The organism is Atopomonas sediminilitoris (genome assembly GCF_022601735.1).
In the GTDB taxonomy this organism is placed as follows: domain Bacteria; phylum Pseudomonadota; class Gammaproteobacteria; order Pseudomonadales; family Pseudomonadaceae; genus Atopomonas; species Atopomonas sediminilitoris.
On sequence record NZ_JAKUMM010000008.1, the window covers coordinates 28,021 to 52,002 of the forward strand.

Genomic DNA, 23,982 nt, shown 5'->3' on the forward strand with positions numbered 1-23,982 from the left:
AATAGAATGCTGATTCGATCCCTCGCGCTCATCCGCCCAGCGCTTATGGTGATGCTGTTGGTGCTTGTATCACTGACGGCGCACGCAGCTTCTGTGTCGCTACACGATGCTGAAAGCGGCCAAGAGCTAAACCGCCAGCTGTCTCTCCTCGAAGACGCCGAGCATGCGTTCACCCTTGAGCAAGTTCGCGAGCAAACATTCACCCCCGCCAACGGCAAAACCAGCACCGGACAAAGCCGCTCAGCGTGGTGGTTAAAACTGGATATTGACCCGCGCGGCCAAACCCAGCCTTGGCTGTTGGTGGTGGGCGCCGTCACACTGCATGACCTCATCATTTACCTACCCGACGATCAGGGCCAGTACACCGCTCGCCATTCCGGTGAAACCGTATCGTTCGCCGCCGGTCGCGATATTGAATACCGCCGCCCCGTCTTTTCTCTGCCCAACCTTAAAATGCCTTACACGGTATATCTGCGCACTTACGACCCGGCCGGCAACTCGTTCCCGCTGCGCTTGTGGCAAATACAAGACTTAGAAGAAGCTCGCGCTCAAGAGAACATCGCGCTAGGGGTGATTTACGGCATCATTCTGGCCCTACTGCTGTACAACCTGTTCGTCCTACTGTCGCTGCGTGACCTAGCTTATTTCTGGTACGTAATGGCCACCGCCAGTGCCTTGATATTCATCATGAGCATGACCGGCCACGGCTTTCAGTACCTATGGCCCGAAACTGCAGTACCTTGGTATCTCGACCGCATCACCCTGCCATCGATTTGGGGCTTTTGCGCCAGTGCGTTTACCCAAGCACTACTGCAAACCAAACGCCATGTTCGCTGGGCTCATCACTTACTGAGCTATGCCTGCGTTATTTATGTATTAGCCATCGCCCTCGAAGCGTTAGGGCAGCGCTGGCTCTGCGGCTGGATGATTGCCTTCTTATCCCTAACCAGCATTCCTGCTGCCTTAATTGCCGCCTTTATTCGTTGGCGACAGGGGTTTTTCCCGGGTTTGCTGTATTTGTGCGGTTACGGTTTCGTTTTAACCAGCATCAGCGTGCTGTTAATGCGCGCTGCGGGGATCGTGCAACCCGGCGACAGTACCGCTTACATTTTCCCGCTGTCGGTAGCCTTTGAGACCATCTTGTTTAGCTTTGCGCTGGCCTACCGCATCCAACTACTCAAGCAAGAAAAGAGCCTCGCCCTCGAACAGGCCAACCAAGAAAAAAGCGCACGCCTGCAGCTGTTTGCCGAAACCCAAGAGCGCCTCGAAAAAGCCGTTGCCGAGCGCACCGCCGAGCTAGAAACCGCCAACCAACGCTTGCGTGACAGCGAAGAAGAGCTGCGCGAAATCGCCTTCACCGATCCGCTCACCCAGTTACCCAACCGGCGCTATCTACTGGCGCGCGCAGAAGAAGCCTTCGCCCACGCCGAGCGGCATGGCGAGCCACTGGCAATGCTGGTGATTGATTTGGATAACTTTAAACCGATCAACGATGAGCACGGTCATGACGCGGGCGACATGGTGCTAGAAACCACTGCCGTGCGCATGCGCCAAAGCGTGCGTCACGCCGATACGCTGGCGCGCTTAGGCGGGGATGAATTTGCCATTTTGATCGGCGGCAGCGACGCCGCCGACAAAGCGCGCGAGCTGGCCGAGCGCTTGCTGTCCACCCTGTCCAATCCGCTGCATTACAATGAGCATATTTTGCGCGTCACCCCCAGCATCGGCTTGGCGTGGTATCCGGCCCACGCGGAAAACTTTGACCGCCTCTACCGTGCCGCGGACAAGGCTTTGTATCGTGTCAAAGCCCACGGCCGCGCGGCCTTAGCCATCGCCAGTGAAACCAGCGTGCGCCGCCCTGAGCTAGCTTATTTAGACACCCTGAAAGCCCCTAAAGACTTAAGAGATTAAGCTTTCCGGGGCTTAATACCGGCGCGGTACACGGGCGGTAACTTTGCTGAGCAATTCGTAGCTGATAGTGCCGGCAGCCGCAGCCACTTCATCGACCGGCAACTGTGCGCCCCATAACTCCACGGCATCGCCAACGGCCACATCAGCCAGCGCCGTAACATCCACCGTGATCAAGTCCATCGACACGCGCCCTACCAATGGCGCGCGCTGGCCATTGATCACTACGGGCGTGCCGGCAGGGGCATGGCGCGGATACCCATCGGCGTAACCGCACGCTACCGTAGCGATCCGTGCCTGCGAGGTCGCCACCCAGCTGGCGGCATACCCCACACTGTCGCCCGCCGGCACATCACGCAAAGCCAATACTTGGCTGCGCAAACTCATCACCGGCTTCAGCCCCAGCTCACGCGCGGTTAAACCGACACATGGCGAGGCGCCGTACAGCATCAAGCCGGGGCGCAACCAGTCCATATGCCACGCGGGCAGGGTCAGCAATGCTGCCGAATTGGCCAGTGACAGCTGATCGAAGTTGCGCTCAGGCAGCTGATCTAAAAACGCTTCCAGCTGCACCTCATTCAACGGATGACCACGCTCATCGGCGCAGGCCAAATGGCTCAGCAAGTTCAGCTCCGCCACTTGCGTTGCGGCGCGCAGCGCGGGGTAGACCTCGGCCAACTCATCCGGGCTTAAACCTAAGCGGTGCATGCTGCTATCGAGCTTGAGCCACACATTGAGCGGTGCCTGCAACTCTGCCGCCAGCAGCCATGCCACTTGCTGAGCACTGTGCACCACCACATCCAAACGCCACTGCGCCGCTTGCGCGTACTCGTCGGCGCTAAACACGCCTTCGAGCAACAACACGCGCTGCTCTGCTTGCGCCAAAGCCCGCACGGGCGCGGCTTCTTCCAGCGAGCACACGGCAAAACCATCAACCATTGGCAGCGCACACACCACCGGCTCAACCCCGTGGCCATAGGCGTTGGCTTTAACCACGGCAAACAGCTGTTTACCCGGCGCACAACGCTGCGCCAGCGCTACATTGTGCGCCAGCGCGGTCAGATCAATATGAGCTTGAGTGGGACGCATCAGTCGTCGCCATAATCGGCATAGCTGCCGGGAGCCAAGTTTTCAAAACGGGTGTACTTGCCCAAGAAGGCCAAGCGGCAGGTGCCGATGGGGCCGTTACGCTGCTTACCGAGGATGATTTCGGCCACGCCTTTGAACTCGGTTTCGGGGTTATACACTTCGTCGCGATAGACGAACATGATCACGTCGGCGTCCTGCTCGATCGCCCCTGATTCGCGCAAGTCCGAGTTCACCGGGCGCTTGTTGGGGCGCTGCTCCAACGAGCGGTTAAGCTGCGAAAGCGCAATCACAGGGCACTTAAATTCTTTGGCCAAGGCCTTCAGGGAGCGGGAGATTTCGGAGATCTCATTGGTACGGTTATCGCCGGAGCTGCCAGGAATGCGCATCAGCTGCAGGTAGTCGATCATGATCATCGCCAGATCGCCCTGCTCGCGCACCACGCGGCGCGTACGCGCGCGCATTTCGGACGGCGAAATACCGGCGGTATCGTCAATCAACAACTTACGCTCGTTAAGCAGGTTGACCGCCGAGGTCAGGCGCGGCCAGTCGTCATCTTGCAGCTGGCCACTGCGCACCTTGGTTTGGTCGATACGCCCCAGCGACGACAACATACGCATGATCAGCGACTCGGCCGGCATCTCCAGCGAGTACACCAGCACCGCTTTGTCGCTACGCAGCACGGCGTTTTCTACCAGGTTCATGGCGAAGGTGGTTTTACCCATCGACGGACGACCGGCGACGATGACCAAGTCCGAAGGCTGCAAACCACTGGTCATGCCGTCTAAGTCGGTAAAGCCGGTGGACAAGCCGGTGATCGCATCTTGGGTGTTGAACAAGGTATCGATCCGGTCGATCGCCTTGGTCAGTAGCTCGTTGACATGCTGCGCGCCGCCGGTTTTAGGGCGCGCTTCGGCAATCTGAAAAATTTTGCGCTCGGCCTCATCCAGCACTTCGCCGGCACCGCGTCCTTCTGGGTTGAAGGCGCTGTCGGCGATCTCGCTGCTGATGCCGATCAGCTGACGGAACGTGGCGCGCTCACGGATGATATTGGCGTAAGCCTTGATGTTGGCGACCGACGGGATATTGCGCGCCAACTCGCCCAAATAGGCCAAGCCACCGACTTGACTGAGTACGCCGGCGTTATCCAGCTTCTCTGACAGGGTGACCACGTCGAACGGCTGCGACTGCTCCGCCAGCTGATAAATCGCGCGGTAGATCAGGCGGTGGTCGTGACGATAAAAATCGCTGTCAGACACTGCATCCGCAATCCGCTCGTAGGCGTTGTTATCCAACATCAAGCCACCAAGCACGGCTTGCTCAGCTTCGATCGAGTGCGGTGGCACCTTCAAGCTGGCTGTTTCGAGGTCGTATTGCTCAGGCAGGCTGATATCAGTCATGGCGTATCCAGTAAAAAACTCAGGTTAACGCAAGCTGCGACAGTGCAAGACGCACTTATTCACACAGCTAAAACAACAACGGGCACAACACCCAAAGGATGTGTGCCCGTATGTTACCCGTCCAAACTTGGACGAGAAACCGGCTTAGCCAGCGACGACGACAACCTTGATGGCAGCGTCAACGTCGGTGTGCAGGTGCACAGCAATGTCGTACTCGCCAACGTTGCGCAGTGCGCCTTCCGGCAAACGAATCTCTGCCTTCTCAACTGCGATACCAGCAGCAGTCAGAGCGTCAGCGATGTCGCGAGTACCGATAGAACCGAACAGCTTGCCTTCATCACCGGCGTTTGCAGTGATGGTGACAACCAGTTCAGCCAGCTCATCAGCACGCGCCTGGGCAGAAGCCAGCTCAGCAGCGGCAGCCTTTTCCAGTTCAGCACGACGGGCTTCGAACGCTTCCAAGTTGGCAGCGTTGGCCACGACGGCCTTGCCCTGCGGCAGCAGGAAGTTACGGCCGTAGCCTGACTTAACATTTACTTTATCGCCCAGGTTGCCCAGGTTGGCGATTCTTTGCAGCAGGATGACTTCCATGAGAGTCTACCTCTTTAATTTAACCTTCACCGTCCGCGGGATTCTGCGGCCCTTGCGGGCGCTTGCGTCCGCGAAAATCGATCAGACTGTCGGCAACGGCCAGCAACACGATCAGGGGTAACACCAGCTGCGTTAGCAGCACTAAACCGGCATACAAGCCCACCAGCCAAAACGTAGCCAAGCGCGCTTGTGCCTTAAGCCCGTGCAGCAAAGCTACACCAGCCACCACCAGCGGTATGGTGCATACCGGCAACAATATCGCCAGTTGCGTGTCGAGCTGCGGCCCTAACAAGGCCAACCCCAGCAGGCTTATTGCCGCTAACGGGTTCAGCCGTAAGGCCTGAAACTCCGTAGCGAAACCGCCCGGGTTATACAGCTGCGACTGCCACCAACGTGCCAGTAGCAAACTAAGCAAGGTCGAAACCTGCAGCATGGCTGCCATGATGCCGGCCAATACAGGGACAACAAACGCCTGCATTTGCGCTAACACCGCGACATCCGCATTGGGGTCTAACTGTTTCAGCATGTCCGCCAACAGCGGCTGTGCGACTTTAGCGGTCTCGGCTAGGGCATCGCCCATCGCCATATGAATCGCCCAAGCAAACAACAAGCCTAACGGCACACTCATCAACAGTACGCGCGGCCACGACACCGTAGCCCTGAGCACTTGGGCCAAAGCCGCCGTGCCCAGCAACACCAACAACAAGCGTGGCTCACCAAAGTGCCACCACACCAACGCCGGTAACGCGCCCCAAAACAGCAGGCTTAGGGCAGCGTTCACGCCACGGCGCAAAAGCACCAAGCCGACCGCTGCCGCACTTAGCCAAAAGAACAACGGTAAAACCGCCGCTCCCATCACCACCGCAGTGGCTTGCATGCGTCCGCGCATAATGAACTCAGCTACAGCGCGCATGCAGTATTACTCCTGAAAAACTTGCCGACCGCAGGCCTTAACGGCCGTGGCTGTCGGTGTACGGCAGCAGAGCCAAATAACGAGCACGCTTGATGGCGGTAGCCAGCTGACGCTGATACTTAGCCTTGGTGCCAGTAATACGGCTCGGGACAATCTTGCCGGTTTCCGAGATGTAGGCCTTCAGAGTGTTGAGATCTTTGTAATCGATCTCTTTGACGCCTTCTGCGCTGAAACGGCAGAACTTACGACGACGGAAAAAACGTGCCATAACTTAAATCCTCGCTCTGCTTACTCGTCAGCGTTGTCGCCGTCATCGGCGTCATTGCTGTCGTTATCATCATTGCCGTTGTTACGCACTTCACGGCGCTCACGGCGCTCGTTACGGCTTTCTTCGGCCTTCAGCATTTCGGACTGACCAGTAACGGCTTCGTCGCGGCGCAGAATCAAGTTACGGATAACAGCGTCGTTGTAACGGAAGTTATCTTCCAGCTCAGCCAGTGCCTTGTCGCTGCACTCAACGTTCAGCAGCACGTAGTGTGCTTTGTGTACGTTGTTGATGGCGTAAGCCAGCTGACGACGGCCCCAATCTTCTAAGCGATGCACCTTGCCACCATCTTCTTCGATGGTTTTGGTGTAGCGCTCAACCATACCGCTAACCTGTTCGCTCTGGTCCGGGTGAACCAGGAACACGATTTCATAATGACGCATAAGAGCTCCTTTCGGGTTTAACAGCCTGCCATGCGTAGGTCAGGCAAGGAGGTGAGTGAAACTTGCCGCGCAGACAGGAAAAAACCTGGCCCACGACCGACAAGGCCGGCAATTCTAGGCAAAGCGCGTCGGCGCCGCAAGCTAAGCCGCGCAGCAATAGCCCAGCGGCCGCGCCAGTCGTCGGTAATTACCGTTACAATTCGTTTCTTTTTATAAGTAATGGCGCCGTCATGACTTTTGCCCGCTTAGGCCTGCTCGACATTCTGACCACCACCGCACACGAGCTCGGCTACAGCCAACCTACGCCCATCCAGCAGCAAGCTATTCCAGCCGTACTCGCCGGCCGCGACCTGCTGGCCGCTGCGCAAACCGGCACCGGCAAGACTGCCGCCTTCGCCCTGCCACTGCTGCATACCTTGAGCACCGAAGGCGCGCGCGTCAGCGCCAATCATGTACGCAGCCTGATTTTAGTGCCCACCCGTGAGCTGGCCGACCAATTACTCACCAGTCTGCAGCGCTATGCACAGGGCCTGCCGCTGCGCATCCATGCGGCTTATGGCGGCGTGAGCATCAATCCGCAAATGATGAAGCTGCGCAAAGGGCTGGATATTCTTATCGCCACCCCCGGCCGCCTGCTGGATCTATACCAGCAAAACGCCGTGCGCTTTGATCAGCTGCAACTGTTAGTGCTGGATGAAGCCGACCGCATGCTCGACCTTGGTTTCGCCCAAGAGCTGCAAGCGGTGCTGGGCGCCCTGCCTAAGCAGCGGCAAACCTTATTGTTTTCGGCCACCTTTTCCGACGCCATCCGCCAACTCGCCTCCACGCGCTTGCACAACCCAATCAGCATTGATGTCAGCCCACGCAACAGCACGGCGCGCAACGTCAAACAGTGGCTGATCCCCGTGGATAAGAAGCGCAAGCCCGAGCTGCTACTGACGCTGCTGGAGCAACGTGGTAACAAGCCTTTGTTGGTGTTTGGCCGCACCCGCAAAGGCGTGCAACAGCTTGAGCAACAACTGATCGCCGCCGGCCTGCGCGCCGACTCCATCCATGGCGACAAGCCGCAGCCTTCGCGCCTGCGTGCGCTGGCCCGGTTTAAGAGTGGCGAAGTGCGCATTCTGGTGGCCACCGATGTCGCCGCCCGCGGGCTGGACATCCCCGACTTACCGTTGGTGATTAACCTAGACCTGCCCAACGTCGCCGAAGACTACATCCACCGCATTGGCCGCACCGGCCGCGCGGGCAATCAAGGCGAGGCGATTTCACTGGTCAGCGCCGATGAGGTCGAGTACCTCGCCGCCATCGAGCGCCTGATCAAGCAGACTTTGCCACGCGAAGAGGAGCCAGGCTTTAGCCCCGAACACCGCGTGCCCACCACCCAAGCTGGCCAGCCGCAGAAAAAGCCGAAAAAACCGAAAAAGCCCAAAGACAAAACCAGCGTCGGCAAAGGCAAGATTCATTTGGGCGAATTGTTTGAAGCGCCGCCCAAGCCCGCCCGCGCGATCCGCGGCAAACCACTGTTCAAAAAATAACCACTCGCCAACGCACAAACTTGCCTGACCGCTCACTCGACCGGTCAGGCCTGTGCAGCGCTCAACTGCTGATGCAACGTCAAGCAACTCGCCGCTTCGACCAGCTCACCGCTGTTTAGCCGCGCGATTTTATTCAGCAGATAACGCTCCACTTCTTGCGCTTGCCGCACCCGTTCACGCACCTCGGCCAAACGCGCTTCGAGCATGGCCCGCTGCTCAGCCAAGCCCAATCCCCCGGCGTCATAGCGGCGCATTTGCTCGGCGATCTCAGCCAAGGTAAAGCCAATGTACTTGGCCAAGCGAATCAACTCGATGCGCTCAATATTGTCCTGACTAAAGTCTTTGTAACGCCGGCTACCGGCTTGGCGCTCGCCACTGAGCAACAAGCCCAGTTGGTCGTAATGACGGAGGGTGTCTTTGGTGGTGCCAGTGGCTTTGGCCAGTTCACTGATTAGCATTGCGGTTTCCATCGTGCCGAACAGGGCTTGACTGTTGGGTTAACCCAACAGGTTAGAGTGGCCTAGACTGGATCAAATCATTGGCTGGCGCCAGTGCCGGCAATCCTGCCAAACAGGGCAGCACAACTAGATAAGCCACCGAGATAAGCCACCCAGATAGAGAGGCCACGCCGTGATCAGCTTTCACCTTAACGGGCAACGCGTTGATGCCGATGTCCCGCCTGACATGCCGCTACTGTGGGTCGTGCGCGACCATTTCAAACTCAAAGGCAGCAAGTTTGGCTGCGGCATGGGTCTGTGCGGCGCGTGCAGCATGCTGGTGGACGGACAGTCCACACGCACCTGTATTTTGCCGGTAGCGGCGGTAGCCAACCGCGCGGTGACCACCATTGAAGGGCTGGCCGACGCCGAGCAACTGACGACCTTGCAGCAAGCGTGGATTGCTCACAGCGTGCCGCAGTGCGGCTACTGCCAATCCGGTCAGCTGATCAGCGCCACGGCGCTGCTCAACAGCAACCCCGCCCCCAGCGATAGCGATATCGACACCGCCATGCAGGGCAATCTATGCCGCTGCGGTACTTATCCGCGCATCAAGCAGGCGATTAAAGACGCCGCAGGACAAACCACCAAGGCGTCAACCACAGCAGCGCAATCCGCGGCCGTGCAAACCTTCGATCCACGCCACGCGGAGGCCAAAGCATGAGCCAGCACACGAGCCAATCACGGCGTCTGTTTCTCAAGCAACTTGGCATTGTCGGCGGCGGCTTAATCGTCGGCGTCCCCCTGACCGCCTGCGCCACCACACCGGCAACCGACGCCGCCAGTAACGCAACCTTGCAGCCCAATGCGTTTATTCACTTAAGCCCCCATGGCGACGTGAACTTTTATCTGCCTCGCAGCGAGATGGGCCAAGGCACGTACACCGGCTTAACCACCCTGATTGGCGAGGAGCTGGACATCGACCCCGCCAGCATTCGCGTGCACCACGCCACCGCCGACAGCGCGTTTAACAACCCCGAATACGACCAGCAAATCACCGGCGGCAGCACCAGCATGAAGGGCAGCTACCTGCCGCTGCGCCAAGCGGCGGCCGAAGCCCGCGCGCTGCTGCTCTTAGCCGCCGCACAGCAACTGGGCGTGCCGCGCGAGCAACTGCGCACCGATAACGGTCATGTACTGCACGGCGAGCAAAAAACGCCCTACGCCGCGCTGGTCGCCGTGGCTGCCGAACTGGAAACCCCCAAAGACGTCGCCTTGAAAGAGCCCAGCGCCTTTAAATACATCGGCCAACAGCGCCCGCGTTTGGATGGCCGCGCCAAATCTACCGGCAGCGCCGAGTTTGGTTTGGATATCGACTTTGCCGGCCTCCAGCGTGCCGTGCTGGTGCGCTGCCCCGTAGCCGGCGGCAAAGTAAAAGGCGTGGATGACAGCGCCGCGCGCAGCATGACGGGCGTCACCCATGTGGTGACGATTCATAACGGCGTGGCGATAGTGGCCGAGCACTACTATCAGGCCAAACTGGCCGCCGCCAAGCTGGTTATCGACTGGCAGCTGCCAGAGAAACTCAGCCAGTTTTCCTCCGCAGAGGGCCAAGCGCAGTTCGCCCAAGCGCTGGAGGCGGAGCAATCTCACGAGGCCTTTACCCAAGGCGACGGCAGCAAGGCACTGAGCAACGCCAACCGCGTGCTGCGGGCCGATTACTGGGCCCCTTATCTGGCCCACGCCACCATGGAGCCGATGAACTGCACGGTAAAAATTGCCGACGGCGCGATGGACGTCTGGGTCGGCAGCCAATCGCCGGGCCTAGCGCAAGGCTTGGCGGCGTTCTATAGCGGCATCAGCAAAGACAACATTCGCATCCACAGCACCTTTTTGGGTGGCGGCTTTGGCCGTCGTACCGCCTCGGACTACGTCGGCGAAGCCGTGGCCATCGCCAAGGCCAGCGGCGTGCCGGTGCAACTGATCTGGAGCCGCGAAGACGATACCCGTCACGACCTCTATCGCCCCGCCGCCATGGCACGCTTTGCCATCGGCTTAACCGACGATGGGCACATCGACAGCTGGCAAGTTCGTCGCACCGGCCCCAACATCATGGCCTACACCGTGGACGAAGCGCTGGACGCCATGGCCCCGGGCTTCTTGCCCAACGGCATGGTCGACTGGATGAGCAAGGCCGGTCATAGCCTGTATGACGGCTGGAGTCTGGATCACTCCAGCGTCGAAGGCCTGTATGAAGACTACGACGCCAGCCACAAGGCGGTGGAGCATGTCACCGTTGACCCCGGCCTGCCGTGCGGCTTCTGGCGCAGCGTGGGGCACAGCTTCAGCGGCTTCTTCAAAGAATCGATGATGGATGAAGTGGCCGCCGCCACCGCGCAAGACCCCGTCGCCTTCCGCTTGCAGCACTTAAGTGGCAATCCACGCTTGGCCAACGCGCTCAAGGTCGCCGTCGAGAAAGCCGGCTGGCCGAATGCTGCCAGCGGCGAACGACGCTTGGGCGTGGCGGCGCACAACTCCTTTGCCAGTTCGGTGGCACAAGTGGCGGAGGTGTCGCTGGAGAATGGTGCCATCCGCGTGCACAAGGTCACCTGTGTGGTGGACTGCGGCCGCGTGGTTAACCCCGATATCGTCAAGGCACAGATGGAAAGCGGCATCATCTTTGGCCTCAGCGCCGCCCTGTTCGGCGAGATCACCTTGAAAGAAGGCGCGGTGCAGCAAAGCAACTTCCACGACTACCCGCTGCTGCGCATGCCGCAAACGCCAACGATTGACGTGCATATCATCGACAGCAATGAGCCGCCCACCGGCGTCGGCGAACCGGGCACCCCGCCGATTGCGGCGGCGGTGGCTAACGCACTGTTTGCCCTCACCGGCCAGCGCCTGCGCAGCCTGCCGTTGAAGCTAGCAAGCTAAGAAGGCCCAGCCATGCACGACTCGCAACTCACCGTTCTGCAAGGCTGCCTGCGCTGTTTACAGCAAGGCCATGCCGTCACCCTCGTCAGCGTGGCGGCCACATGGGGCACCTCGCCGCGGCAGGTCGGCTCGCTGCTGGCGGTGAGCAGCGATGGGCAGTTCTTTGGCAGCGTGTCTGGCGGCTGCGTGGAAGAAGACCTGATCGAGCGCCTAGTGCAGCGACCGGTGCCAACGCCGCAACTGATCCGCTACGGCGAAACCGCCACCGAGCGACACCGCTTTGGCCTGCCCTGCGGCGGCGTACTGCAACTGGTGGCCGAGCCGTTTAACGATATCGTCGAAGTGCAAACGCTGATCAGCGAACTCGAGCAGCGCCGCGCCGTGCTGCGGCGCACCTGCCTGAGCAGCGGCGCTGTCGAGCGCCACGCCTATCGCAGCCCACACACAGCCAAGCTCAGCAGCCACCACTGGTGCAACGTGTTCGGTCCGGTGTGGCACTTGGTGATTGTTGGCGCGGGCGAAACCGGCCGCTATCTGGCCGAGATGGCCGGCGCGCTAGGCTTTGCCGTCACCGTCAGCGATCCCCGCCCGGATTACCGCAACAACTGGCCACTCCAGCATTTGCCGTTAGCCGAAGGCTACCCGGACGATGTGATCGCCGGGCTCACCATTGACCCACGCACCGCGATTGTCACCGTGGCGCACGACCCCCGCGTGGACGACATGGCCCTGCTGCAAGCGCTAAAAAGCCCGGCGTTTTACGTTGGCGCCTTAGGCAGTCACGCCAACAACCAAGCGCGCCGACAACGCCTGCAAGAGCACCTAGGTTTTAGCGCTGACGAAGTCGCACGCCTCGTCGGCCCCGTGGGCCTGCCGCTGGGCAGCAAGACCCCCGCAGAGATCGCGCTTGCGATCATGGCGGAAATCACCGCGCTGAAAAACGGTATCGACTTGCGCGCGCAGCTGACGCCAGCGGCACAGACCACCGGCCCCGCGTGCAGCTTGGCTGCCAGCTAATGACGTCTCAATCGAAGGTCATCGGCCTACTACTGGCCGCCGGACAAGGCAGCCGCTTTGGCGGCGACAAGCTGTTACACCCGCTGCGCGACGGCACGCCCATTGGCCTGCAAGCGGCGCGCAATCTAGCGGCACAGGTGGATGAGTTGATCTGTGTGGTGCGCCCTAGCGATCACGCCTTACAGGCACTGTTCAATGCCGAAGGCTTTACCGTATTGCCTAATCCCGAGCACTTAACCGGCCTTAGCAGCAGCCTGAAAGCCGGCGTGGCTTTTCGCCCCGACGCCGCCTATTGGTTGATCGGCCTTGGCGATATGCCGTTTATCCAGCCCGCTAGCTACCTCGCCGTGCGTCACGCCCTAAACCAAGAGCTGACCCAAGCTGTTGACGAGCAACGCCTGCTCCGCACCTGCGTAAACAACCACCACGGCCATCCCTGCGCCTTGCCGCAACGCTGCCGCGCCGAGCTGATGAGCTTAAGCGGCGACAGCGGCGCGGCGCGACTGTTCAAGCAAGCCAAACAGAACACTGTGCAGCTCATCGGCATCGATGATCACGGTGTGCTGCAGGACATTGATCAAGCCTGCGACCTAATCCCAACACTGCCCTCGGCTGCCACTGCCAACACACAATAGCGTTATTGCTCCACAGACGGCAGCAACCCCTGCGCTCGCAAGGCGCTCATGACGATACTTTGGCGTAACGGCAAATCAGCGGCGCTTTGGGTGTCTAGGTTTAAAGCAAACAACCAAGTGCCGTTATCGCGCTGCAGATAACCAACAAACCAGCCCACACCGGGCTGAGCGCGGGTAAACCAGCCGGTTTTACCGTACAGCTGCCAGCCTGCGCCTTGTTCCAGCAACATCAGGCGCGCGAGGCTGGCGTAATCGGCGGGGCTGAACGGCGGCTGGCGCTGCACCACCGTTCGCAGAAAAGCCACTTGCTCCAGCGCACTGATGCGCAGCGAGCCATCCAGCCAGAACTGATCCACCACAAACGGCTGGCGCAACTGACCATAGCCGGTGGTTTGGATATAGCCGGGGTAAACCGCCGGCCCCAAAGCGCGCGCTAAACGCTGATAACACCACACACAGCTAACCCGAAAGGCGCTGTCCAATGTCTGGTCACGGTTCCACACGCTCATCTCATGCTCCGTGCCATCCCACGCGATACGACTGTCTGGCCCGCTGAAAACGCGCTCGTGCAGCGCAATCAGGCTATGCAGCACTTTGAACGTGGACGCTGCGGGATAACGCACGGCCGCCCGCTCAAGCTCATGCACCCAACGGGTATCACCATTAAGCGACTCAATCACCAACGTGCCACGAGCGTTGGCCGCGCTAAACGCCTGCGTCAACGCGCGGCTATCGGCCTGCACCGTGATCGGCAACAGCGCCAGAAATAGACTGACGGCAGATGCCCGCCACGTTTTTTTGCTCAGCATCATCAACACCATCACCCACCACCGTCGGCCATTGTTAAGCCGCCTAGCTTAGCTTGGCCGCCACGGTGTCGGCATACCGTACAATGGCTTTTTATTGTTGCGCGGACGTTTTTTGATGTCATTTTCATCCTTGGGTTTGCTCGATGCCTTGGTTAATACCGCTAACGAGCTGGGCTACCAAACCCCGACCGCAATCCAGCAAAAAGCCATCCCGATTGTGTTGCAGGGCCGCGACTTGCTCGCCGCCGCGCAAACCGGCACCGGCAAAACCGCCGCGTTTACCCTACCGCTGCTGCACAAGTTGAGCAGTGAAGGCCCCGCCGTTGGCAGCAACCAAGTGCGCTGCTTGATTTTGGTGCCCACCCGCGAATTAGCCGAGCAAGTACTCAGCAGTGTGCAAACCTATGGCCGGCAGCTGCCCCTCACGAGTTACGCGGTGTACGGCGGGGTGAGCATCAACCCGCAAATCCTTAAGCTGCGCCAAGGCATCGATGTTCTGGTCGCCACCCCTGGGCGCTTGGCTGATCTGCACCGGCAAAACGCCGTGCGCTTCGACAAAGTGCAACTGCTGGTGCTGGATGAAGCCGATCGCATGCTCGACTTGGGTTTCGCCCTAGAACTGGCCGAGATTCTTGCCGACTTACCGCGCAAACGTCAGAGCCTGCTGTTCTCCGCCACCTTCTCCGATGAAATCCGCACGCTGGCCAACAAGCGCCTCAATAACCCGTTAACGGTGGAAGTCAGCCCGCGCAACACCGCAGCGCAAACCGTTAAGCAATGGCTGATCCCGGTGGATAAAAAGCGCAAAGCCGAACTACTGCTGCATCTCCTCGCACAGCGCCCTAATACGCAGCTACTGGTGTTTGTTAAAACCCGCAAAGGTACCGAGCACGTTGGTCAGCTGCTGCGCGAGGCCGGCCTTAAGTGCGACACCATCCACGGCGACAAGCCCCAGCCGGCGAGAACGCGCGCCCTGCAAGCCTTTCGCGATGAAGCACTACAAGTGCTGGTCGCCACCGATGTCGCCGCGCGCGGCTTGGATATCCCCGACTTACCACTGGTGATCAACCACGACCTGCCGACGGTTGCCGAAGACTACATTCACCGCATCGGCCGCAGTGGTCGCGCTGGCAGTCAGGGCGAGGCGATCTCGCTGGTGTGCGCCGATGAAGTCGAGCAACTGGCCGCGATTGAGCAGCTGCTTAAGCAGACGCTGCCTCGCCAAGAGGAGCCCAACTTCAGCCCCGCTCATCGCGTACCGCTGACGCAAGACGGCATCGTGCAGGCGAAGCCGAAGACCAAAAAGCCCAAACACAACACCAACGACAGCATGATCAGCGCTGCGGCGCGCTTAGGCACATGGTTTGGTGAATCACCTAAACCGGCCCGCGCCGGACGCAGCAAGGCCAACGCGGCAAAGAAGCCATCCACGGCGAAGAACAAGCCCAAGCGCTGAGCAATGCGCTAACCTATGCGCACACGCAGGAAACGCCCCAGCGGGGTAGGAAGCCCATGATGAAACGCATCTTGGTCGCCAATGCCAAGGGCGGCTGCGGCAAAACCACCCTTGCCACGCAAATCGCCAGCCACTTTGCCGCACAAGACCTGCGCGTACTGCTGGCTGATTACGACCCGCAACGCTCGGCCAGCGATTGGCTGCGCAACCGCCCCACCGGTTGCGCGCCGTTAACGCTTCATGCCGCGTGGCGGCTGCCATTGCCCGAGCAAGGCTACGATGTCTTGGTCGGCGACATGCCGGCGGCCATCGCCCCGCAAGCGGTATGGCAGGTACTTAAAGCCGGCGACAAGCTGCTAATCCCTATCCTGCCCTCACCGAGCGACATCAAAGCCAGCCTGCGTTTTTTAATGGCGTTGAATCTGCCTGATTTAGCCGGTGCAGGCGTGGAGGTCGGCCTGGTCGCCAATCGCGTACGCAGCAACACCGAGTACACCCACACCCTGCATGACTTACTGGCAAAAATGCGCCTGCCTTTGGTGGCAAGCATCCGCGACACGCAAAACTATGTGCGCGCGATGGACCACGGCGTGAGCATCTTTGACTTACCGGCCCATCGCGTGCGCAGTGATCTGGCGCAATGGGATGCCCTGCTCGCTTGGCTAGACGAACCACAGCTCAGCGCCTTACCTGCCCACGCTTGAGACTGCCAGCACTGAGCGTTACCCGCTACGCGCCGCACCATTCGCCTTGAGACGCCCACCCTCAGAATCGTGGCTTGGGTGCATCCAGCAAGGGACTTGCTGAAAGTCCGCACCAACAAAGAGGCCAGCCTTAGTAAGGCTGGCCTCTTTGTTGACTGTTCTCAAAACGCTGCAATAAACGCCTGCGGTAAAAACCGTCGTGGTCGTTACGACTCAGCCGATGCTTTAGAAACCTCCGACTCAGCCTCACCTGCGGGCAGCAGTGGCGGCACCTCACGATCGACCCAGTGCCAGAACAGCTGATAGCCCAATCCCAGTAATACCGGCCCAATAAACAAACCAATAATCCCGCCACTCACCATGCCGCCCAACGCGCCCAGCAATACCACCGGCATCGGCACAGCCACGCCGCGCCCAAGCAGCAGCGGTTTAAGCACGTTGTCGGACAGGCCGGCCAAGACAATATATACCGTGAACGCAACGCTGCTTAGGGTCACGCCGTCGGTCGCGAAGACATATACCAGCACCGGCAAAATAATCAGAGTGGCCGGCAACTGCATGATGCCAAGGATCAAAATCCCCAACGCCAACAGCTCAGCCCCCGGGATACCTTTGAGCACAAAGCCCGCGCCCACCAGCACCATTTGCACAAACGCGATACCGACAACCCCGAGCGCCACGGCACGAATAGTGGCGACGCTGAGCGTGGCCAAGTCAGGGCCGCGCTCGCCGACCATACGCATCAAGATCCGCTCGGCGCTGCGCGCCCCGCGTTCGCCTTGCGCCATGATCAAGCCGGCAATCATCAAGGCGGCGACAAACACCAGAAAGGCTATTCCCGCCCCCGCTAACTGACCAAAGCCACGCAAAGCATACTCTTTGACTTGCGGCAAAATCGGCGTGAACACCGCCAGCAAATCAGCATGGGCACTGTGCCAAAACTGATACACCGGCTCACCGATCAAAGGCCACTGACGCACAGCCGCATTGGCCGCGGGCACCGCTAACTCACCAGCGCGTAAATGCCCCATCACGCCGTGCACCGAGGCAACCATGGAGCTACCGAGCAGCACGGCCGGCAACAGAAGCACCACAATGGCCAGCAACACCAACAACACTGACGCTAGCCCTTGCCGTCCAGCCAAGCGGCGAGCGAGCTTTTGCTGCAGTGGATACAGGGTGATCGCCAAAATCACCGACCACAACATGATGCTCATGAAGGGGCTGAACACCCGATAGCACAAGATCACCATCGCCGCGATCACGCCGGCGCGAATCAGGGTATCCAATAAGCGCTGACTCTCAAGCCACCATTGTTGGTTGTGCGTACTTGCCCCTCAATGCCTCGTCCATTAGCCCTGCCGCTGACGCACCACCTCAAACAAACACACGCCCGTTGCTACCGACACGTTCAAGCTGCTGACACTGCCTGCCATGGGGAGCTTGGCCAAGTAGTCGCAATGCTCGCGGGTCAGGCGGCGCATACCTTTGCCTTCAGCGCCCATAATCAGCACTGTAGGGCCGCGCATATCCAGCTCATAAATCATTTTGTCCGCTTCGCCGGCGGTACCCACCAACCACAAGCCAGCTTGCTTGAGCACTTCCAGCGTACGCGCCAAGTTGGTCACCGCTACCAGCGGGATCACCTCGGCAGCGCCACAGGCGACTTTGCGCACTGTGGCATTGAGCGTGGCCGACTTATCTTTTGGGATGATCACCGCATGCGCACCCGCCGCATCGGCTGTACGCAAACAAGCGCCGAGATTATGCGGATCGGTAACGCCATCGAGCACCAACAACAGCGGCGGACCATCGATGCGCTGCAGTAACTCCTCCAGCATCGCTTCGCCCCAGATTTGGCTCGGCGACACGTGGGCAATCACCCCTTGGTGGACACCATCGGCTTGCTCATCCATCTCACGCCGCTCGGCGTAGACGATATCGATACGATGCTCAGCGGCCAATTCATACAGGGCTTGCAGGCGATTTTCTTCGCGCCCGCTGGCCAAGATAATTTGCTTAACCCGCTTGGGGTGATGGCGTAACAAGGCCTCTACTGCGTGAACGCCATAGACCTTTTCCCACTGACTCATGCGCTACCTCGTGCCTTATTGCGTGGCGTCCCCGCACGCGGTGCGGCAGGCTTTTTCGCTTTACCTGCGCCGGTGTTGGCTTTTTTAGCCGCTGGCTTATTGGCGGCCTTGCTGCCGCTTTTTTTGCTGGTTTTCTTATTCGGCTTTTTGCCCGCTGGTTTTTTGCCAGCAGGCCGTGGGCTATCCGTCTTAGGCGCCGTGCGCTCGTCATGCCGCTGCTGGCTCTTGGCTTCATCCAGCAATGCCTTCCGCACGGCACGACTTTTCTTAACGTCACGCTCAGCTAACTGCCGCGCTGCCTCGGCCAACAACTCCGGCGAGGGCTCCGCGCCTTTAGCCTGTCGTGACCGGCGCTGACCGGTTTTGCCGCGACCACTGCCTTCGTTGGCTTGAGGCTCGCGACGGCGTTTAGGGTTCACGCTTTGCGCCGCTTCAGCCAGCTCAAAGTCGAGTTTGCGCTCGTCCAAATCGACGCGAGCGACGATGATTTCCACCTCGTCTCCCAAGCGGAAACTGCGACCGGTACGCTCACCGGCCAAGCGATGATGAACTGCATCAAAGTGGTAGTAATCGCCCGGCAGTGCGGTGACGTGAACTAAACCCTCGACATAAATCTCCGACAGCTCAACAAACAAGCCAAAGCCGGTCACCGCCGAGACGACGCCACTGAAGCGCTCGCCGACCTTGTCCTGCATGTATTCGCACTTCAGCCAGCTGACCACATCGCGGGTCGCCTCATCGGCGCGGCGCTCGGTGAGCGAGCACTGCTCGCCCAAATCCTCAAGGGCCGCTTCGTCGTAGGGATAAATGCGCGCCTTGGCTATGTTGACCGCCCCCGCGCGACGCACGTGCTTGGTCTCCACGTTGGAGCGCACGATGCTGCGAATTGCTCGATGCACCAGCAAATCTGGGTAGCGGCGAATGGGCGAGGTGAAATGCGCGTAAGCCTGATAATTCAAACCGAAGTGGCCTTCGTTCTCAGCGGTGTAGCAGGCCTGACTGAGCGAACGCAGCATCACGGTTTGGATCAAATGGAAATCGGGGCGATCTTGAATCGCCTCCAGCAAGGCTTGGTAATCTTTGGGCGTGGGGTCGCCCCGGCCTTTGTTCAGTACCAGCCCTAGCTCGGCCAAAAAGCCGCGCAGTTTTTCCAGCTTTTTCTCCGGCGGACTGGTATGTACACGGTACAGCGCCGGCAGTGCGTGCTTCTCCAAGAACTTAGCGGCGGCGACGTTGGCGCACAACATGCACTCTTCAATCAGCTTGTGCGCATCGTTGCGCTGAGTCGGGCGAATGTCGGCAATCTTGCGGTCGGCACCAAACACAATGCGTGTTTCGGTGGTTTCAAAGTCAATCGCCCCACGCTCGGCACGCGCCGTCAGTAGCGTTTGGTACAAGGCGTACAGCTGCTTTAGGTGCGGCATCAGATGATTCATCTGCCCGCGCAATTGTTTGCCTTCGGCGCTGTTGGGCTTTTCCAGCACCTGGCTGACCTTGGTGTAAGTCAGGCGCGCGTGCGAGTGAATCACCGCTTCATAAAAGGTGTAGCCGGTCAGTTTGCCCGTTGCCGAGATGGTCATTTCCGCGACCATGGCTAAGCGATCCACCAGCGGGTTGAGCGAGCACAAGCCGTTAGACAAGGCTTCCGGCAGCATCGGGATCACCCGCTCGGGGAAATACACCGAGTTACCGCGATTTTTGCCTTCTGCGTCTAGCGCGCTGCCTACCGGCACGTAATGCGAAACATCGGCGATGGCCACAAACAAACGCCAGCCGCCGCTTTTTTTCGCTTCGCAATACACCGCATCGTCAAAGTCGCGCGCGTCTTCGCCGTCGATGGTGACAAACGGCATTTGGCGCAAATCAATGCGCTTGGCTTTATCTTTTTCTGCCACTTCCGGCGCCAGCTTGGCCGCCTCAACTTCTACTTCTTTGGGCCAGACGTGGGGAATGTCGTAGCTGCGCAGCGCCACTTCGATTTCCATCCCCGGCGCCATGTAATCGCCCAGCACCTCTAAGACTTTGCCTTGCGCCTGCAGGTGGTTTTTCGGCCACTGCAAAATCTCCACCTGCACGAACTGGCCGTGCTTGGCTTTGCCTTGATTCTCGGCCAAGACCAGCACTTCGTGGTTGATCCGCGGGTTATCCGGCACCACGTAAGCCACGCCGCTTTCTGCGAAGAAACGCCCCACCACCACAGGGTGCGCACGCTCGAGCACTTCCACCACGACCCCCTCACGGCGGCCTCGGCGATCAAAGCCCGCCACGCGCGCTAAAGCACGGTCGCCATCAAACAGCTGACGCATTTGTGCTGGGCTTAAGAACAGATCATCACTGGCATCGTCAGGCACCAGAAAGCCAAAGCCATCCCGATGGCCTTGCACGCGACCGCGAATCAAGTCGAGCTTATCCACCGGCGCATAAGCACCGCGACGGGTATAGATCAACTGCCCGTCGCGCTCCATGGCGCGCAAGCGGCGGCGCAAGCCTTCCACCAGCTCTTCATCATCGTCGATACCCAGCTCTGCGCCGAGTTGCTCACGATTGGCCGGCGCACCGCGTTTCTCTAACCATTCGAGAATGTACTCGCGGCTAGGGACTGGACGTTCGTATTTTTCCGCTTCGGTAGCGGCATTAGGATCTTCAGCCTGCCAATCGGTCATTGGGCTGGCGGCTCCTTGGGGGGGTGTTTTTTTAGTCATGTGTCTATTGAAGCGCGAAATGGGGTTTTCATACACCTTCGAGCGGAAAATAAAATTTTTTTACGGTCAGGGGTTTACAGTTTTTTAAGTGGCTCGTATAGTTCGCGCCGTCAACCAAGCAGGCCCAGCCCGCTTGCTGACATGCCCAGGTGGTGGAATTGGTAGACACGCCAGCTTCAGGTGTTGGTGGCCTTACGGCCGTGGAAGTTCGAGTCTTCTCCTGGGCACCATTTTCGAAAAGCCCCGCTTACGCGGGGCTTTTCATTCAGCTAACAAACACGCATGGTGCGCTTGTTAGCTGCTACTGAGTTTGCCCAGGTGGTGGAATTGGTAGACACGCCAGCTTCAGGTGTTGGTGGCTTTACGGCCGTGGAAGTTCGAGTCTTCTCCTGGGCACCATGCATAAAACCCCGCCACGTGCGGGGTTTTATTTTGCCTACAAAAAAGCAGCACGCGCAGTAACGGCTTTCAGCAGGCACAAAAAAACCGCCCGCAGGCGGCTTTTTTGACTAACCAGCGTTACGCGTAGGGATGACGCAAAACGATGGTTTCTTCGCGGTCAGGGCCTGTCGATACGATATCGATCGGCGCACCGACGAGCTCCTCAATACGCGCAATGTAATTGCGCGCTGCCTGCGGCAAGTCTTCTAAGCGCTTGGCGCCAAGCGTGTTTTCGCTCCAGCCGGGCATTTCTTCGTATACCGGCACGAGGTTGTCGTAACCCTCAGCATCCAATGGCGCGTCGATCACATCTTGGCCGTCGCGCTGATAGCCGATGCACAGGTAGATCTTCTCCAGCCCGTCGAGCACATCCAGCTTGGTCAGACACAAGCCAGAAATACTGTTGACTTCAATGGCGCGGCGCAAGATGACCGCATCAAACCAACCACAGCGACGCGGACGGCCTGTCGTAGCACCGAACTCATGACCACGCTTAGCCAAGTAAGCGCCGTTGTCATCGAACAGCTCTGTCGGGAACGGACCCGAGCCCACGCGCGTGGTGTAAGCCTTGGTGATACCTAAGATGTAATCCAAGTACAGCGGGCCAAAGCCTGAACCGGTCGCGGTTCCGCCGGCGGTGGTGTTGGAGCTGGTAACGAAGGGGTAAGTACCGTGATCGATATCCAGCAGCGAGCCTTGCGCACCTTCAAACATGATGTGCTCACCGGCTTTACGCAGCTCGTGCAGCTTGGCGGTGACGTCAACCACCAGCGGCTTTAGCGCCTCGGCATACGCCGTGCACTGCGCGAGTGTTTCTTGCAGATCGATAGGCTCGCACTTGTAGTAATGCTGCAGGGCGAAGTTGTGGTACTCCAGCACTTCAGCCAGCTTGCTGGCCAAACGCTCAGGATTGAACAAGTCCGCTACACGCAAGCCACGACGCGCTACTTTATCTTCGTAGGCAGGGCCGATGCCGCGACCGGTCGTGCCAATCTTGGCATCGCCGCGTGCTTTTTCACGCGCCTGGTCAAGCGCCACATGGTAGGACAGAATCAGCGGGCAAGCCGCACTGATGCGCAGACGCTCGCGCACCGGCACACCTTTTTCTTCCAACTGCTGCACTTCACGCAACAAGGCATCGGGCGCCAACACTACGCCGTTGCCGATCAGGCACTGCACGCCGTCACGCAAAATACCCGAAGGAATCAGGTGCAGAACGGTCTTCTCACCCTCGATCACCAGCGTATGACCGGCGTTATGGCCACCTTGGTAGCGCACCACTGCCGCTGCTTGATCCGTCAGCAAGTCAACAATCTTACCTTTGCCCTCATCACCCCATTGGGTGCCCAGGACAACTACGTTCTTACCCATACCAATATCCCCGTCAAAGGAAGCAGCGGCCCGCAGGCCGCGTATAAATCATTCAGTCAGCGGCAACAGCTGCCATTGACCCGCCTGTTCAGTTAACTGGCGGTCGCAGCCCGCCGTTCGCGCGGCCTGCACTGCCTGCCCCGGCAGCGCTTGCACCACACACTCACCCGCAGCGCGCAACTGGCTGATTTGCTGCCAAAGCGTAGCTGAGGTGGTCGCCGGCGCCCAAATCGCGCCCACCTTGGTTGGCTGGCGCACTTGCCCCAAGCTGACCAAGGTTTTTAAGTCGGTAGAAAAGCCCGTTGCTGGGCGGGCGCGACCAAAGTCAGCGCCGATATTGTCGTAACGACCGCCCTGGGCAATCGCTTGGCCACAGCCTGGCACGTACGCGGCAAACACCATACCGGTGTGGTAGTGATAGCCGCGCAGCTCGCCCAAATCAAAATACAGCGGCAGACTGGGGAAGCGCTCGGTTAACAAGTTCGCCACTTGACGCACATCGGCCAACGCCTGCTGTACGGCCTGCGGCGCTTGCGCCAGCAGCGCTTCTGCCTGATCCAGCACCACAACGCCACCGCACAAGCCAACCAGCGCTTGCAGCATGCCCGCTAGCGGCGCAGCTACATCTGCCGTCAGCTGCTTAACAGCATCGCCGTCTTTGCGCTGCAAGGCGTCAAACAACTGCAATTCGCTATCGCCGCTGAGACCTGCCTCCGCGACCAAGGCGCGATAAATCCCTACGTGCCCCAGCTCGAGGTGTACCTGCTCAACCTGCATTTGCGTGAGCGTGGCCAGCATTAAGCCGATGACTTCAAGATCACTGGCGTAGCTGGCATCACCGTACAGTTCGGCACCGAGTTGAATTGGGCTGCGCGAGGTACTGAGCGCACGCGGCTTACTGTGCAGCACGCTGCCGACATAACACAGGCGGCTCGGCCCTTCGCGGCGCAAGGTGTGCGCATCAATGCGCGTCACTTGTGGTGTGATATCAGCACGCAGGCCCATCAAGCGCCCGGACAACGGGTCCGTAACTTTAAAGGTCTGCAGCTCTAAGTCTTGCCCGGCGCCTGTCAGCAACGAGTCTAAAAATTCGATATGCGGCGTGATGACCAGTTCATAGCCCCAGCTAGTGAACACATCCAACAATTGGCGGCGGGCCAATTCGATCTGCGCAGCCTCAGTCGGCAAGACTTCTTCAATGCCGTCCGGCAGTAGCCAGCGATCTACCCTGCTCATGCACGC

21 protein-coding genes and 2 tRNA genes are annotated in these 23,982 nt (G+C 59.4%); 10 read left to right on the forward strand and 13 right to left on the reverse strand.

Translation table 11 applies throughout. The features are described from left to right. The first annotated feature begins 6 nt into the window (after positions 1-6). Positions 7-1,911 (forward strand): diguanylate cyclase, encoded by a 1,905-nt coding sequence (locus MKI83_RS13130; protein WP_241587147.1) that lies wholly within the window; start codon positions 7-9, stop codon positions 1,909-1,911. Between the two features lie 12 nt (positions 1,912-1,923). Here MKI83_RS13130 and alr read toward each other — a convergent pair whose 3' ends face one another. From alr to rpsF, 6 genes are all read right to left on the reverse strand, one after another. Beyond that, a complete protein-coding gene (alr, locus tag MKI83_RS13135) occupies positions 1,924-2,997 on the reverse strand; it encodes an alanine racemase (protein ID WP_241587149.1) in 1,074 nt (357 codons plus the stop codon). Beyond that, positions 2,997-4,394: a replicative DNA helicase gene (gene dnaB / locus MKI83_RS13140; protein WP_241587152.1), complete on the reverse strand. Its 1,398-nt coding sequence runs from the start codon at positions 4,392-4,394 to the stop codon at positions 2,997-2,999. The genes alr and dnaB overlap by 1 nt, the downstream gene beginning before the upstream one ends. 144 nt (positions 4,395-4,538) lie before the next feature. After that, positions 4,539-4,985, reverse strand: coding sequence for a 50S ribosomal protein L9 (rplI, locus tag MKI83_RS13145; RefSeq protein ID WP_241587154.1), 447 nt, complete (start codon positions 4,983-4,985; stop codon positions 4,539-4,541). Positions 4,986-5,004: 19 nt separating this feature from the next. After that, complete coding sequence (locus MKI83_RS13150) at positions 5,005-5,898, reverse strand: hypothetical protein (protein WP_241587156.1); 894 nt, start codon at positions 5,896-5,898, stop codon at positions 5,005-5,007. A 37-nt stretch (positions 5,899-5,935) separates the two neighbouring features. Then, positions 5,936-6,166, reverse strand: coding sequence for a 30S ribosomal protein S18 (rpsR, locus tag MKI83_RS13155; protein WP_241587159.1), 231 nt, complete (start codon positions 6,164-6,166; stop codon positions 5,936-5,938). Between the two features lie 20 nt (positions 6,167-6,186). Next, positions 6,187-6,606, reverse strand: coding sequence for a 30S ribosomal protein S6 (gene rpsF, locus MKI83_RS13160; protein ID WP_241587164.1), 420 nt, complete (start codon positions 6,604-6,606; stop codon positions 6,187-6,189). A 230-nt stretch (positions 6,607-6,836) separates the two neighbouring features. Between rpsF and MKI83_RS13165 the strand changes: the two genes are divergently transcribed. Next, entirely contained in the window at positions 6,837-8,141 is a 1,305-nt protein-coding gene (locus tag MKI83_RS13165) for a DEAD/DEAH box helicase (RefSeq protein WP_241587166.1), read from the forward strand. 44 nt (positions 8,142-8,185) lie between these two features. Here the strand turns inward: MKI83_RS13165 and MKI83_RS13170 are convergent, their stop codons facing one another. Then, positions 8,186-8,599, reverse strand: a complete 414-nt coding sequence (locus tag MKI83_RS13170; RefSeq protein ID WP_241587168.1) for a MerR family transcriptional regulator — start codon at positions 8,597-8,599, stop codon at positions 8,186-8,188. 172 nt (positions 8,600-8,771) lie between these two features. Between MKI83_RS13170 and MKI83_RS13175 the strand changes: the two genes are divergently transcribed. Genes MKI83_RS13175 through MKI83_RS13190 form a run of 4 tightly spaced genes read left to right on the forward strand, consistent with a single transcriptional unit; the run spans position 8,772 to position 13,164 of the window. Further along, positions 8,772-9,302, forward strand: coding sequence for a (2Fe-2S)-binding protein (locus MKI83_RS13175; RefSeq protein ID WP_241587170.1), 531 nt, complete (start codon positions 8,772-8,774; stop codon positions 9,300-9,302). Then, entirely contained in the window at positions 9,299-11,512 is a 2,214-nt protein-coding gene (locus MKI83_RS13180) for a xanthine dehydrogenase family protein molybdopterin-binding subunit (RefSeq protein WP_241587172.1), read from the forward strand. The genes MKI83_RS13175 and MKI83_RS13180 overlap by 4 nt, the downstream gene beginning before the upstream one ends. A gap of 12 nt (positions 11,513-11,524) precedes the next feature. Continuing rightward, positions 11,525-12,529, forward strand: a complete 1,005-nt coding sequence (locus tag MKI83_RS13185; protein WP_241587174.1) for an XdhC family protein — start codon at positions 11,525-11,527, stop codon at positions 12,527-12,529. Beyond that, entirely contained in the window at positions 12,529-13,164 is a 636-nt protein-coding gene (locus MKI83_RS13190) for a nucleotidyltransferase family protein (RefSeq protein ID WP_241587177.1), read from the forward strand. The genes MKI83_RS13185 and MKI83_RS13190 overlap by 1 nt, the downstream gene beginning before the upstream one ends. 2 nt (positions 13,165-13,166) lie before the next feature. Here the strand turns inward: MKI83_RS13190 and MKI83_RS13195 are convergent, their stop codons facing one another. Then, positions 13,167-13,973 (reverse strand): penicillin-binding transpeptidase domain-containing protein, encoded by an 807-nt coding sequence (locus MKI83_RS13195; protein WP_241587180.1) that lies wholly within the window; start codon positions 13,971-13,973, stop codon positions 13,167-13,169. A 115-nt stretch (positions 13,974-14,088) separates the two neighbouring features. On the opposite strand from MKI83_RS13195, the gene MKI83_RS13200 reads away from it, so the two are divergent. Further along, positions 14,089-15,429: a DEAD/DEAH box helicase gene (locus MKI83_RS13200; RefSeq protein WP_241587182.1), complete on the forward strand. Its 1,341-nt coding sequence runs from the start codon at positions 14,089-14,091 to the stop codon at positions 15,427-15,429. A 56-nt stretch (positions 15,430-15,485) separates the two neighbouring features. Further along, positions 15,486-16,133: a nucleotide-binding protein gene (locus MKI83_RS13205; RefSeq protein WP_241587184.1), complete on the forward strand. Its 648-nt coding sequence runs from the start codon at positions 15,486-15,488 to the stop codon at positions 16,131-16,133. Positions 16,134-16,339: 206 nt separating this feature from the next. Here MKI83_RS13205 and MKI83_RS13210 read toward each other — a convergent pair whose 3' ends face one another. The 3 genes from MKI83_RS13210 to rnr all read right to left on the reverse strand — a co-directional run bounded on the left by MKI83_RS13210 (position 16,340) and on the right by rnr (position 20,889). Next, positions 16,340-17,386, reverse strand: a complete 1,047-nt coding sequence (locus tag MKI83_RS13210; protein ID WP_241587635.1) for an AI-2E family transporter — start codon at positions 17,384-17,386, stop codon at positions 16,340-16,342. Between the two features lie 99 nt (positions 17,387-17,485). Then, positions 17,486-18,226: a 23S rRNA (guanosine(2251)-2'-O)-methyltransferase RlmB gene (gene rlmB, locus MKI83_RS13215; protein ID WP_241587186.1), complete on the reverse strand. Its 741-nt coding sequence runs from the start codon at positions 18,224-18,226 to the stop codon at positions 17,486-17,488. After that, positions 18,223-20,889 (reverse strand): ribonuclease R, encoded by a 2,667-nt coding sequence (gene rnr, locus MKI83_RS13220; RefSeq protein WP_241587188.1) that lies wholly within the window; start codon positions 20,887-20,889, stop codon positions 18,223-18,225. Before rnr ends, rlmB begins: the two co-directional genes overlap by 4 nt. A gap of 182 nt (positions 20,890-21,071) precedes the next feature. On the opposite strand from rnr, the gene MKI83_RS13225 reads away from it, so the two are divergent. Together MKI83_RS13225 and MKI83_RS13230 are read left to right on the forward strand one after the other, a co-directional pair. Continuing rightward, positions 21,072-21,158: transfer RNA gene (locus tag MKI83_RS13225), tRNA-Leu, on the forward strand. Positions 21,159-21,240: 82 nt separating this feature from the next. After that, positions 21,241-21,327, forward strand: a tRNA-Leu gene (locus MKI83_RS13230). A 120-nt stretch (positions 21,328-21,447) separates the two neighbouring features. On the opposite strand, the gene MKI83_RS13235 is transcribed toward MKI83_RS13230, so the two are convergent. Together MKI83_RS13235 and MKI83_RS13240 are read right to left on the reverse strand one after the other, a co-directional pair. Further along, positions 21,448-22,740, reverse strand: a complete 1,293-nt coding sequence (locus MKI83_RS13235; protein WP_241587190.1) for an adenylosuccinate synthase — start codon at positions 22,738-22,740, stop codon at positions 21,448-21,450. A 48-nt stretch (positions 22,741-22,788) separates the two neighbouring features. After that, a complete protein-coding gene (locus MKI83_RS13240; protein ID WP_241587192.1) occupies positions 22,789-23,976 on the reverse strand; it encodes an ATP phosphoribosyltransferase regulatory subunit in 1,188 nt (395 codons plus the stop codon). Between the last annotated feature and the right edge of the window lie 6 nt (positions 23,977-23,982).